Here is a 13781-nt window from a genome sequence, read left to right as displayed (position 1 = left end):
AATAATAACTCATGTTACGCACGAACCATTTTAAGCAGCTATATTTCTAAGCTCCTGCCAAGCCATCTGGTTTGCTCTAACAATAAGTTTGTACTTAATGGCGAAGTGATTTAAATGAGTTTTTATCTTTAACAGTTCCAGCTTGCAGTAAGCAATTATTGAAGCATAAATATGATTACACTGAGTTTTGACGGTTCGAGTTGGAGATTTGGTTAAGCTTGCATTTTGCTTAATTGATTTGTGATACTCTTCAATCCGCCACCGTTTCTGGTACACTTCATAAAGACGTTCGGCACTACTTAGCATGTCATTAGAAACAAGATAGAGATTTCCTGTTGAACCATTTTCGTTTTTGAACACTTTTTTCAGGAGCCTCACCGGGAAGTCTAGGCCTCTAAGCCAGACTGTGTGGGCTATATCCTCTTCAAGTTCTAATGCTCTTACTTGTTGGTACCGTTCGTTTTTGGCATCGTTTTCAGTTAAGGCTAATGTTCGGTTAGACTTGATCCCAATGATAAACAATTTTTGAAGGTCTTTATGGATGCGAACCATATTGGCCTTCGAGCCAAACCAGTTGTCAGCTAGCACATAATCAAACATCACCTTATTGCTAATCGCCTGGGCAATCAGGTTTTGAAATAATTGATTTTTAGTCACTGATGACTTTCTTCTCATTTGTCTGGTTTTAATATCACAATAGGCGACATCTTTTTTAATCACCTCATATCCTACCGGTACACTGAAGTCCTCATAACGGACCATGCACGACAGGATGTTTATCCCTTTGAGAACCGTCCCTTTGGCATGAGAGTAATGCCAGCAATTAATTGCATTCTCATCAGTGTATGGTTTCTCTTCGATGGAATCATCCAGTATCAATACACCACCAACCGTTTCTTGCGACCTAACTGCCTTTTTTATATAACCCCAAAGTGATTTTGAACCAAAATCCTCAAAACGAAGAAACCTCGTCACCTTGTCATGAGTAAATGCGCCATCAACCAAATCAGACAACCCGGTAGCTGTTGCGTATTTGTTTTGAAAAATCAGATAATCACTATATAGATCAAGCATATTCATTTAATTCCCTCCCTAAAATTAAGGGCGGAATTCTAATGCCTTTTATTCAAACTGCAAGTTCATGTGCGTAACATGAGTTATCCAGAAAATCCACAGATGAAGAGCCTGCATCCATATTGGCTAAGAAATCAAGACTTACAGAACCAGTATCCAAATTGTTGAGTTGTAGAGGGTTTTATGCAACAAAAAATATTCCCGATGTTCCTAGTAGTGTGAGGATAACTATGGCTATTCAAGCATAGACCTTATTCAGGATGGTCAGAGGTGTTGTTGTTCGTAAGAAGTCTAGTGGAATTAACCCCCGGGTTTCACTTCGTGTCCCCGGGGGGTATTGTTACTCTGCAGATAATGACAAAACTACTTTTCTGTCGGTTCTCTAGCTAATGAAGCTTCTTTTTTTCTATTGCCTTCATTCTTAGCTGCAGCGGATCGATTTCCTTGCTGTCCACCTTGGGCTTGTTGATTGGAAGCAGGTTTTCTTCGTTGTTGATTGGGATTAGACGTAGTGCCACCACTAGTACGCTGTTGATTTCCGCCAGATCGACGTCTGCGATTTGGATTACTTTGACCTCGTCTGTCGTTAGAACTTCGAGATGTTGTTTTTGATGCTCCAGGCGCTCGGTGTTGTTGTTTTTTAGACTGTTCCTGAGTAGAGGATGCAGCATGCCCACCAAATAAGCTAGTCCATAAACGTTTGATAAAACTGGTTGATGGATGTTTTACAGTAGTGTGTTCAACAAATTGTTTTACTGCTGGCTCATCATGCGGTACGTCTTGCGGGTTGCTACTGACTACGTGAGGTTCTGGTTGCTGAATTAAGGTATAACTTGGTTTCTTCGATTTTCCTACATTATCCTCTTTCAAACGAGTAATAGTGTATTGAGGCGATTGCAGATAAGGATTAGCAATGATAATAACGCTAACATCATGTCTTTTTTCAATGTCTCTTATGAAATTGCGTTTTTCATTCATGATGAAAGTAGCCATTTCTGCTGGAAGTTGTACTTGTATTTCAGCGGTCTTCTCTTTAAGGGCTTCTTCTTCAATAAGGCGCGTAATTGATAAGCCATGAGACTGAATGTTACGCACTGTTCCTCGTCCTTCACAACGAGGACAAATTTCCTGAGCTGTTTCACCAAGGGACAATCTTAAACGTTGGCGAGACATTTCTAAGAGGCCAAAACGCGAAATACGGCCTACTTGTATTCTTGCTCTATCTGCTTGTAAGGCTTCTTTCAAGCGATTTTCAACATCACGTTGGTTTTTGCTAGAACTCATATCGATAAAATCGATAACGACTAATCCGCCCAAATCACGTAAACGTAATTGACGTGCAATTTCATCCGCCGCTTCCAGGTTAGTATTTAAGGCCGTGGCTTCAATATCTGAACCACCTGTTGCTTTTGCAGAGTTGATGTCAATTGATACTAGAGCTTCGGTTCTGTCTATAACTAGTGCTCCGCCAGAGGGCAACATCACTTGTCGTTGATATGCTGTTTCTATTTGACTTTCAATTTGATAAAAATTAAATAGAGGGATGCTACTATTATAGAGCTTCAAATTAGGTAAAAACTCAGGCTTTACTCGTTCGATATATTGCTTGGCTTTAATATAGGAAATTTGATCATCAATAATAATTTCACTAATGGACTTACGTAAATTATCACGTATGGAGCGAATAATGACATCGCCTTCTTGATGAATCAAACAAGGGGCTAGTTCTGATGTGTAAGCTTGTTTGATTGCTTGCCACTGGTTGCACAACATGTCCAAATCATCTTGTAGCTCTTCTTGGCTTTTTCCAACGCCTGCAGTGCGAATAATAAGTCCCATATCTTCAGGTAACGTGAGTGCATTTAAGGTTTCCCGTAACTCATCACGCTCGTCCCCTTCAATGCGTCTAGAGATGCCGCCAGAGCGAGGATTATTAGGCATTAATACTAAATAACAACCGGCAAGAGTAATAAAAGTGGTCAACGCAGCACCTTTATTGCCTCGTTCTTCTTTATCTACCTGGACTAATAATTCTTGTCCCTCACGGATTAATGCAGTGATCGGAGGTTTGTCATCGCCAAAGTCATCAGGATTTTTACTTAAATATTCAGGAGCAATTTCTTTTAATGGTAAAAAACCTTGACGTTTAGAGCCGTATTCAACAAAAACAGCATCAAGGCTAGGTTCACGTCGAGTGACTATGGCTTTATATATATTTCCTTTCTTTTTTATCTCTCCTGGACATTCTATGTCCAGATCAAATAAATGATTGTTTTTAATGAGTGCAACGCGAACTTCTTCTGTTTGCATTGCGTTGATTAACATTTTTTCCATCTGTAACCCCATAATTAGGGCGCAGACATTTAAGCTGAGATAGTGTAAGGCTCCTACAGGGATTGTTACCATTTTTGCCTGACTGACACCAATTTTCTGATTTTCCATACTCTATAGTTACCCTAGGCACAATAATACGCAGGGTTAGAGTGTATGAAAATTTACAGTTTGGTATTCATTTTTGCAAAAAGGCAACAATCCTCTCTCTAATGACTTAATTGGGCGTTTTAGAAACTCCTTTTTTGTCCAAGAAGAGAGATGATCTTTAAGCTGACCCATGACCTTGTGAACAGACCTTACGCATGTTCCTTGAATAGACCTTACTCGAAACTCTAAAACAGGTTTCGAATGAGACCTAATGATCAAAGGGGCACACTGGGAAATGTACCAGCTACGGATTAAGTGGGTTGGGAAATATAGCCTTTGTATGAGGCGTGAGAAAACCCTAAAATAATTCGCAATTGGTATAAAGCATGTCTCACATGCGTAGGTATCTGTTGAAATAGTTATCAATTTAGCCCTGGCATTGGGTCGCTTCCTTGTATCTTCAATTTAAATGGAAGCGCATCTAGTTTTTCTTTAAACATCTACCCACTCATCTTGATTAAGTGAACAGATTTGATTTCAGGACTTACGCAAAATGCGCTATATTTCGTTAAAAACTCGCTCAAAACCCTCATTCACTTTGTGTAAATTTGGTTTTTTCACTCCTTTTTGCCTAGCATCCTTTTTCATAAGTCTTGGATTTTTCAGCCTCTGATTCAAATCACACTATAAATTCAAGCAGTTTGTCTTTCATTGGATAGTTGTTGCTTTAGTTCGATTTATTATCAAATTAGCCAAAATAACGTTTTCCTGTTAATTTTTATTCTATAATTGATAGAAAATCAATGGAAATTACGTATTTTAACAAATCAACAACAAATCTTTGTCGATAATTAATCGACTATTAAACTTTTTCTTTGTTTATGCGTTATAATTCGGTCGCTAGGGGTTTTCCCCTTGCAATTAACGATCATATCAAAAAATTCACGCTCAGCAAACAGGTTTATTGACAATGAGTGAAGTAAGTTATAAAGAAATTAGCAGTGAAGAGGAAGGACAGCGTCTAGATAATTACTTAATTCGTATTTTGAAAGGTGTTCCTAAAAGCCACATTTATAGAATTATACGAGGCGGTGAAGTCCGAATTAATAAAAAAAGATCTCAAGTTAGCACTCGCCTGCATGCAGGGGATATTGTACGTATTCCACCCATTCGTATTTCACAGTCGCAAGAAATTTTTGTCGGTGATGCTTTGGCAAAACGTCTTAAAGAATGTATTATTTTTGAAGATCCTCGTCTTTTAGTTATTAATAAGCCTTCAGGTATAGCAGTGCATGGTGGTAGTGGTTTAAGCCTTGGTGTCATAGAAGCCTTAAGAAAAACCAGACAAGATTTGCCCTATTTAGAATTGGTTCATCGATTAGATAAAGAAACATCAGGCTGTCTCTTATTGGCCAAGAAAAGAAGTACTTTAAGATCGATCCAGGCTTTGCTAGAAGCCCGACAAATTCAGAAGACTTATTGGGCATTATTAACGCACTCTTGGGAAGGTAAAAAGAAAGTGACAGTTAATGCAGCCCTTGAAAAAAATATATTAAAATCAGGCGAGCGAGTGGTTTTAGTTAAAGACGAAGGTAAGGCTTCGGAGACCGATTTTAAATTGTTAGAAAATTACAACCAGGCGTGTTGGGTTGAAGCAAGCCCTAAAACGGGACGTACCCATCAAATTCGTGTTCATAGTGCGCATCTAGGCCATGTTATTGTGGGCGACAAAAAATATGGATCTCTTGCGGGAGAAGTCGAAGGAATAGATAATGACCGAAATCGTCTTTATTTGCATGCAAGGGCAATTCAATTTGAATTGAATGGTACAAAATTGTCATTTCAAGCGAATCTAGACGAACAATTCGCTAATACACTAAAACAGTTGCGCGCGAGGAGTATAGTGAGCAATGAGTAATCCATATCAATTAATCGTTTTTGATTGGGAAGGAACCATTTCTGACACTTTGGGGTTAATTTTACACACGGTGTCTTCTGAAGCAAATAAGCTGGGTTTTGGCGAGTTAGATCCTTATGTGGCAAGAAAATATGTTGACCTCGGGTTAGTGCAGGCCTTACGTAAAACATTTCCTGACTTATCTAATAAACAACAGGACCAGCTGTTACAAGCAGTTCACCAAGCAATGATCACTCGGCCCTCTGAGATTTGTTTGATTCCTGGCGCACGAGAATTTATTCAACGTGTGCAGGATGCAAAAATGGACATCGCTATAGCAACTAATAAGGGACAACAATCATTGCAACGAGCTCTTCAGGTTGCAGGCTTGAGTGAATTGTTTAAAGTAACCCGTTCTGCAGGACAAACACCACCCAAACCTTGTCCGCAGATGTTAGAAGAAATTATGGAAGAATTTGGTAGAGATCCTGCATCAACTTTAATGATAGGTGATTCAAGTTCAGATATGGAAATGGCAAAAAGTATCAATGTAACTGCAATAGGCGTAGATTTTTATCATCAGCAAGAGGCAGCCCTAAAAGCTACTGGAGCTTTGGCTGTATTTGACGATTATCAGCTATTGGCGAACTTTTTAGGATTGCCGAAAGTGTAAATGGAGGTATTAATTAAGTGAGTACATTAACCAGTTTGCCTAATCTGCTAACGTTAATGCGTATAGTCCTTATTCCCATCTTTATTATAGTTTTTTATTTACCGTTTAAATGGGCACATGCTACCGCAGCGGTTATTTTTGCTGCCGCTGGTTTTACTGACTGGTTAGATGGTTATTTAGCACGAAAGCTGAAAATGATGTCTCCTTTCGGCGCTTTTCTCGATCCGGTTGCTGATAAATTGCTCGTCTCCACTAGTTTATTACTTTTAGTTGGTGCAAAGGACATTAATTACATCACTATTCCTGCCATAGTAATCGTAGGACGCGAAATAGTGATCTCTGCCTTAAGAGAATGGATGGCTGAAATTGGACGCCGTGCTAGCGTTACTGTTGGTTATGTAGGAAAAGTGAAAACCATGTTGCAAATGGTCGCTTTACTTTTATTACTTGCTTTCAATCCCATTGAATCTTGGTGGGGAAGCCTTGGTTTCATATTGCTTTATGTGTCTGCAATTTTAACTATTTGGTCTATGATTATTTATTTGGCAATCGCGTGGCCAGAATTAATGAAAAAAAGTTAATTTTATTGTTGACAGGGTGTGAAATTTCGGTAGAATCACACCCCGTAGAGACGCGGGAATAGCTCAGTTGGTAGAGCACAACCTTGCCAAGGTTGGGGTCGCGAGTTCGAGTCTCGTTTCCCGCTCCAAATTAAAGCGACAAAGAAAGTCGCTTTTTTTTTAGAGCACTAAGATAGATATATGAGGCTGTGTGGCAGAGTGGTCATGCAGCGGCCTGCAAAGCCGTGTACGCCGGTTCGATTCCGGCCTCAGCCTCCATACAGACCACCGCCCAGGTGGCGAAACAGGTAGACGCAAGGGACTTAAAATCCCTCGGGACTTAAACTCCCGTGCCGGTTCGATTCCGGCCCTGGGCACCAATTACAGATTATGTAATTGGTCATTAAAAATCATCCCCTAAAAATTTTTGGCTCTTTCCCATTTAAGGGGGCAGCTTCAATCAACCGCAGAGCACCTTAACACGCACTCTATAATTTTCAAAATTCCTAAAGCCATAAGCTCTACGTTGTATTAGTTTCATCTTTCGATGAAAGCCTTCTGTTATTCCATTCGATTTAGTAAATCGCCACATTCGAGCGACTTCATCTTTCCAAGTAATCAACGTTTTACCTAGAGCAGACAAGGCTTTGAAAGGACTTTGCTTTAACTCGTTGAGCATCTCCAGAAAAACAGGTATTACCTCGCGACACTTCTTTTGATTTAAAGACTTGTTCATTAACAGTTGATGAAGTTGTTGTTGAAATTGATAAATAGCCTCTATGGCTGGATTTTGGGCCAAGAAGGCATCTCGTTTCTTTTGTTTCTCAGGAGTGAGGCGGTCTGCTCTTGTTCTTAATAGTGCGAGGATGCCTCGATTATTTTTGACCTGATGAGACAGCTCTCGATAAGTCATCATGCACTGGTGTTGCATGAGCCGTATGACATGAAACCTATCAGCTACTATAAGCGCATTAGGAAAGTACTTTTTTACCAGTGACCGATAAGTACTGCTTAAATCCATACAAATCACCTTCACTTTTTCTTTGCCGGGCAATTGATTTAAGTAGGTTGATAAGTCCTGCTCACTACGCCCAAGAACCACATCAAAGATTTTATGTTTCCTTAGGTCACATAAAGTAGTAGCAAACCCCTCTTTTTTACTAAAGAAATGCTCATCAATACCTAAGACTTGTGGACAAGGTCTATTGAGTAATTCTTGATGTTCGAGACGATAACGACGTTGGTACCAACGCTCTATGGTCGCTTTCCCTTTTTTATAATAGCTCGCCAAGTCTTTTTGAGACACGCCCTTAGTATGGCTATGGAATACCTCTCCTTGTAACCGTTCAGTGGACCTTTGGTGTTTGGCTATTCCGGGAAATTGCTGATTCCCGTAGCGTTTACAGACTTTGCAATACAACTTATAGGCTTTAAATCGCACTAACGTTCTTCTATGACCGATTAACTCGTGGTGAACTTCTCTTATTTTGCTCGATTTCTTCCTTACTTCTTTGCTTTTACAATGGGAACAACGGGCTTTTCGTTGATACACCACATCTAATATTAATGGGTGATAACCACTCACTTTTACTATAGAAAATCCAGGTAAATTTAGGATAAGATTATATCCGGGCACTTTAATCTCCTTTTGATCGCTAAATCAAGGACTTAGTTTAGACTAATTCGATTAAAGTGCCCCCTTAATTGGGGTAGAGCCAAATTTTTTATCATTTTCAAACTTCCTAAAGGAATTAGCCTAACTTACGTCGTCGTCCTGAGTGTAGCGCAGGAGATCCTGCAAGACGCATTGCGCCCTCAATTAGGAGGGGGCGAACAATTTGTATCTTTTCGCAATCATTCAAATCGATTATCCTATTTGAAAAGTATAGCTAGCAATATAGTATTGTAAGCTAGGGTAGTGGCTACTACTAACATCTAACTCCGTAAGGTATGCAATTATATGTCTTTTGATAAAATAGTTTGTGTAGGAAAAAATTATCTTGACCATGCCAAAGAACTTGGAGATGTAGTACCAGAGAGGCCTGTATTATTTCTAAAACCAGCCAGTGTTCTTAAACAAGCCTTCGGCTGGGGTGAACAGATGCATCTTGATTTTCCCTTTGAAGACTCTGCGGTGCAACCTGAATGCGAAATTGTGCTGCGTATGGCCTATGATGGGTATAGAATGACACATGCCGAAGCTAAAAGCGCTATCTCAGACATTACTCTTGGTTTAGATATGACCTTAAGAACACGGCAATCTGAGTTAAAAAAGCAAGGCCATCCCTGGACTACAGCAAAAGTATTTAAAGATGCGGCTATTCTTGGTCCATGGATTCCATACCATCAATTTAATGATTATATGCAAGCTGAATTTCAATTGCTCATTAACGGAACTCTTCGGCAGTGCGCCAAAGGAGCAGATATGATGATGCAACCAGAGGATTTATTAGTTTATATTAGCCAATTTTTCCCCTTAAAATCAGGAGATGTTATTTATACAGGAACTCCAGCGGGAGTGACTTCCATATCGAGAAGCACCACAGCTGAAGTACGCTGGCGCAATTATTCCTACAGTGTAAAATGGGAGTAGTGCTACGCAGCAGGAGCGGCTTTGTTGTCAACGTGTTTCTCGATGTCATCAAGTTTTGTAGAGCTGTCTGTGGAGAAGAAGGTGAATTTACCTTGATTCATTAAGACGTTAACACCTGCAGCGACGGCATAGCCAATTCCTAAAGTGACTATCATCGCAAAAACATTTAATAATATTTTTTCCCATCCACGGTGTTTATCTAGTTTTTCTCTAGCGGTATTGATATGGGTCTTACAGTTCGCTCTGAAATTATTATAAGCCTCTTTGCTTGGTTGCTGATTGAAATAGCATTGTCCTTCGTCATCAAGGGCTTTATAAAGTGTTTCGGTAGCATGATACGCTTCACGTAATTTAGGATCTTTTTCAAAATCAGGATTGTTTTTGAAGTCCTTCATTTTTTGTTTTAATACTTCAATTGCAGCTATAAAGTCCTGATGGAATTTATTGGAGGCGATAGGTCTCTCCTCAACCGCCTTTTCTTGAACAAGCTGGTGTTCATGAGGTTCTTCTAAACGTTGTTGTTCTTTATGAAGCTCTTCTAAACGCTGTTGTTCTTTATGAAGTTCTTCTAAACGTTGTTGTTCTTTATGAAGCTCTTCTAAACGTTGTTGTTCTTTATGAAGCTCTTCTAAACGCTGTTGTTCTTTATGAAGTTCTTCTAAACGTTGTTGTTCTTTATGAAGCTCTTCTAAACGCTGTTGTTCTTTATGAAGCTTTTCTAAACGCTGTTGTTCTTTATGGATCTCTTCTAAACGTTGTTGTGCTAAGCGTTGCTGTTCTTCTTGCGATTTATGCGTTTGTGCAAAATCACTTACACTATCTATTTTTTCTAGTAATAAAGTAAAGGGCTCTTTGCCCAGATGCCCCTTGGGACAGATAGCACCAACTAATAAAGATGATTTAGAATCAGCGGATTGCAATTTGTTACCTACGACTTCTAACACCTCTTCTCTTTCCTTAGTATATTGCTTTAAGCTGCGTTCATATTCGCCTAAGAGGTGCTCTGTCTTATCGGTTCTTAGGAGATAATAATGGCCTTCTAAAACATGGAGCTTAGTATCCATTTTGGGAATACTGCCATTTCCAGGTATATCTGTTATTGTTGAGCGATTTCCGGCATCGTAGATAGCCAGGGGTTGCCCAAGCATTTCGATTACAGGCTTTACCTCGATATAAGATAGTTTGATGTTGGGTTCTGCGATAAGTTTACAATAATTTTGATATCCTTCGCGTTGCCAAAAATTTTTTAAAGCCAAATCTACATTTTCATTAGCATCGGCAAAGTATTGTTTAAATCGTTGTTCGTCGGGATTTAAACCTCCTTGTTTGGGATGCTGGCAAAGGTATTCTAAAAACTGTTCATTGGCTTTGTATAAAACGCCCTCTGGGCCGCTTAATAGCTCCCCTTTTTCCATAAAGGCGCGAAAGTCTTTATACGATTTAAATTTAGTTAAAACACTTTCCTCAAGGGAGTTAGCGATTTCAGGTGTCTGAGCCATTTTTGTGGCAAACCATTCACGCATTAAGAAGCCGAGCACTAAAATTTTTTCAAAAATAAAACTGGAGGCAACTGGAGGTCGTTCAGGATGATGTCGTTGTGCGTATTCAGCAAATATTGACAAAGAGTCGCTATTAGGAAAGCGTTTTTGCAACTCAGATGCCTGGCTTGATCCACCAGCTATAGATTTGAAAGTAAATAAGTTATCTGGCAAATCTAAATCATTTGCAATAAGGTGAAGCAAATAGGTATGAAAGAAGCAGTTATCAAATGCACCAGATACATTTAAAGCCTCTTTAAATCGGACCTGAAACTCTTTTGGCATGTGATGTCCCTCAATTAAAATTAGATCGGGTTAATGTTATTATTAGTCACTATAACTTAATTAAATTAAGGCTATATTACGTGATGGCAATAGAGGAACCTATTTCTTTGCATAGAATAAGAACTGATAGTGCCGTCGTTGACGGTAGGAAAAATTTTGTTCTGTGCAATGATCAATTCCTTCACATAAGGTAGATGGGAGTAATGCCATCAAGATAATTCATATTAATAATTTTGCTAGTGCTATTTTAATGATTGTCTTAAGTCTATAAACTCATCAAAACAATTTTGAACTAAGTGCAAGTGATTTATCCACGGACAATGGCCTGCATGTTCTATCAGCTTATTGAGTACATTCACTGATTGGAACCGTTCACTCTCAATAAATATATGCGGAGGGCAGATAAAATCATTTTCACTAGCAATAGTCATCACGGGAATTTTGCTAGGATACCATTTGCAGGAAAAATCAGAATAAAAATGCTCAATTGCTTCATAATAAGCGGCATTATTGAAGGCAAAAAGGTTGATCATTTGTTCGCCTTTAGACATTTCTTCTGGGGTAAAGCAGTAATGTTTATAGGTTTGCCAAAATTGCCTATAGGATTCATTAGTAGGATTTAAGTGATATTCGCCAGCAGCAGGAACTAAATCAGGTAAGTTATGTTTTTGATACATAGCACTGACATGTTCAAAAAAACTGTTGATTGTTGTGGTGTTCATTAAAATGAGGCCGGCCAAAAGATTTTCGATCTCTGGCGTATTTAAGCTAAACATCCCCGAGAAACTATGAGTAACGAGGATAGGGTTAGTGTACGTTTTCAACAAATCGATGAGGCCTTCTCGCCAATATTTGATTCCTAATTGACCCTCGGGGTTGCTGCCATCTTTGGGAAAATCAATAAGATAAATGTTACCAGGTACCTTTATTTGTTCACAAAATTTAATTAAATATTCAGAACCCAAGCCCGGTCCTCCGGGAAGAAAGAGCCAGTTGTAGCCAGAGCCTTCGGTAATTTGGTTTATCCTGTAACCATAATTTGTGTACTTCATTTAGACCTTGCTGAGTAAAATAAATTCATGCCAATGAATAAATAAACATTAATTTTGCTTTCATTATATTAATAATGCATCGCTGAAAGCAATGCTATGTTCCCCCATCGAGTGACTTCTTAAAATAGCTTTTGTTTCCGCTTGGCGGGAGAGCCTTCATTGCACTCTGAATGACAAGGTGGGGCAACAAATCGCTCGACATGATAAGTACGATAAAAGTAATGGAGTTTACTTCTTAAGTTGAGGCCACTAAACGTCTAGAAACCCCAATGGTAATATGTAAATCTATCCAATAACCTTTAAAATTTAATTGCTCGGATAAACCATGTTTGTTTCTTAATTTTAAGAGATCGGGACAATCAACCAAGAGCGCATAGTATTTTTTTAAGTTGATTTCAGCAATAACTAACTCTCTAATTTTAAATTGATATTTTTTACCTAAATCTTTTTCATCAAAAATAAAAGTTTCCTCTGGATAAATCACACTGATATGAGCACCAATGAGGCTTGGCCCAAAATAGTTGGGTTTTGTTGCTTGTTGTTGATTTAATAAAGGATATAAGTGATGGATATAGGCATCATCTATATCAAGATAAATTAGATTATTTGTTGATCTGGCCAAAATGCCAGAAAGTTCTAACGCTCGTGCGGCTTGTAGAAGCTTATCATTATTTAATTTGGTAATGGGCGCTATCATTATTATAGTACGAAGAAGAGTTATGCTAAAAATGCACATTGGTCGGGCCAGAAGCCCGACCAATCTTGTGAGGCGAAAAAGCTCTTAAGCATAAGGCAGTACTAATACGGTCGTTCCCACATCAATAAAATTCTGATTTAGCCATTTTGCGGCACCTGGGAGTACACGAATACAACCATGGCTGGAGTTATATTTAGGAACTTCGTAAGCAGCATGAATAGCATAGCCATCATGGAAATGCATGCAATAAGGCATTTTTGCTCCACCACTGACATTACCATCTTTAGCGATAGGGTATTCATTCGATTTACAGTCTGGCCCTTTTTTATTAAATACGTGGTAGGTTCCTGTCACTGTTCGGCAAACTTCTTTTATGTCATCGCAGTAATCCATGCCACCAGAGGCACTACCTGTCATGACTCGATTGCCTTGGGCATCATAAGCCGCCCATGCATCAGCTTTAGGGTCAAATACAAATAGTTTTTTTCCTTTAACATCCCAGGTTATAGGAAAGGCTTTTTCACCGCGTTTATCATCTTGGTAGGGCGTTGTGTAGTGTAAATTCCCGGCATCGTCTGCAATGACATCAAGCTTTGATGTTGGTGTGCATGATGTTGCTAAAAGACTAATGAGTGGCATCAAAATCATTAACTTCTTCATTACTTAAAATCCTTATGTTTACTTGGTGATATTTACATCATATGTTCTTTTTTGAAAATTCCCTTTATTAATTCAATGGTGTAATGAAATTCATCAAAAGGGTTATTCAGGGATATCAATAAATAAAAATTTAAAAAAAATAACATAACAAAAACAGGAGATAAGATAAAGTTTTATTAATTGCCTTCTTTAAAGTCGGGTGGTTAAAGCATTACTTAATAGTTTCATTGCAGCAGCTAATATCCACAGATTCTGTGGATAAGTATGTGGGTTATTTGATGATGAAATAATAATAAGTTTAGGATCTGCACGGAGGCTATATCCCATAGCT

General features: G+C 38.7%; 11 protein-coding genes and 3 tRNA genes. 7 read left to right on the top strand and 7 right to left on the bottom strand.

Annotated elements, in window-relative coordinates:
• Positions 1-30: 30 nt before the first annotated feature.
• Together LFA_RS19235 and LFA_RS13145 are read right to left on the bottom strand one after the other, a co-directional pair.
• On the bottom strand, positions 31-1080 hold the full coding sequence (locus LFA_RS19235) for an IS701 family transposase (protein WP_045096120.1): 1050 nt from the start codon (positions 1078-1080) through the stop codon (positions 31-33).
• A 357-nt stretch (positions 1081-1437) separates the two neighbouring features.
• Entirely contained in the window at positions 1438-3408 is a 1971-nt protein-coding gene (locus LFA_RS13145; protein WP_084602240.1) for an Rne/Rng family ribonuclease, read from the bottom strand.
• 1057 nt (positions 3409-4465) lie between these two features.
• Here LFA_RS13145 and LFA_RS13140 point away from each other — a divergent pair.
• The 6 genes from LFA_RS13140 (at position 4466) to LFA_RS13115 (ending at position 7005) form a co-directional block, all read left to right on the top strand.
• Positions 4466-5413: an RluA family pseudouridine synthase gene (locus LFA_RS13140; protein ID WP_045096595.1), complete on the top strand. Its 948-nt coding sequence runs from the start codon at positions 4466-4468 to the stop codon at positions 5411-5413.
• Entirely contained in the window at positions 5406-6065 is a 660-nt protein-coding gene (locus LFA_RS13135) for an HAD family hydrolase (RefSeq protein ID WP_045096594.1), read from the top strand. Before LFA_RS13140 ends, LFA_RS13135 begins: the two co-directional genes overlap by 8 nt.
• A 17-nt stretch (positions 6066-6082) precedes the next feature.
• Positions 6083-6646: a CDP-diacylglycerol--glycerol-3-phosphate 3-phosphatidyltransferase gene (gene pgsA / locus LFA_RS13130; RefSeq protein WP_045096593.1), complete on the top strand. Its 564-nt coding sequence runs from the start codon at positions 6083-6085 to the stop codon at positions 6644-6646.
• 52 nt (positions 6647-6698) lie between these two features.
• Positions 6699-6774, top strand: a tRNA-Gly gene (locus LFA_RS13125).
• Positions 6775-6830: 56 nt separating this feature from the next.
• Positions 6831-6904, top strand: a tRNA-Cys gene (locus LFA_RS13120).
• Positions 6905-6915: 11 nt separating this feature from the next.
• Positions 6916-7005, top strand: a tRNA-Leu gene (locus LFA_RS13115).
• An 80-nt stretch (positions 7006-7085) separates the two neighbouring features.
• On the opposite strand, the gene LFA_RS13110 is transcribed toward LFA_RS13115, so the two are convergent.
• Positions 7086-8261 (bottom strand): ISL3 family transposase, encoded by a 1176-nt coding sequence (locus LFA_RS13110; RefSeq protein ID WP_045095627.1) that lies wholly within the window; start codon positions 8259-8261, stop codon positions 7086-7088.
• A 324-nt stretch (positions 8262-8585) separates the two neighbouring features.
• Between LFA_RS13110 and LFA_RS13105 the strand changes: the two genes are divergently transcribed.
• Entirely contained in the window at positions 8586-9218 is a 633-nt protein-coding gene (locus LFA_RS13105; protein WP_045096592.1) for a fumarylacetoacetate hydrolase family protein, read from the top strand.
• Between the two features lie 2 nt (positions 9219-9220).
• On the opposite strand, the gene ceg23 is transcribed toward LFA_RS13105, so the two are convergent.
• From ceg23 to LFA_RS13075, 4 genes are all read right to left on the bottom strand, one after another.
• Entirely contained in the window at positions 9221-11041 is a 1821-nt protein-coding gene (gene ceg23, locus LFA_RS18960; protein ID WP_052673965.1) for a Dot/Icm T4SS effector Ceg23, read from the bottom strand.
• Positions 11042-11283: 242 nt separating this feature from the next.
• Positions 11284-12093: an alpha/beta hydrolase gene (locus tag LFA_RS13085; RefSeq protein WP_045096591.1), complete on the bottom strand. Its 810-nt coding sequence runs from the start codon at positions 12091-12093 to the stop codon at positions 11284-11286.
• Positions 12094-12328: 235 nt separating this feature from the next.
• Entirely contained in the window at positions 12329-12790 is a 462-nt protein-coding gene (locus LFA_RS13080; protein WP_045096590.1) for a hypothetical protein, read from the bottom strand.
• Between the two features lie 84 nt (positions 12791-12874).
• Positions 12875-13450 (bottom strand): L,D-transpeptidase, encoded by a 576-nt coding sequence (locus tag LFA_RS13075; RefSeq protein WP_045096589.1) that lies wholly within the window; start codon positions 13448-13450, stop codon positions 12875-12877.
• Between the last annotated feature and the right edge of the window lie 331 nt (positions 13451-13781).

Origin of the sequence: Legionella fallonii LLAP-10 (assembly GCF_000953135.1) — a bacterium.
Lineage (GTDB): Bacteria > Pseudomonadota > Gammaproteobacteria > Legionellales > Legionellaceae > Legionella > Legionella fallonii.
This window is presented reverse-complemented; position numbering and strand designations above follow the sequence as displayed.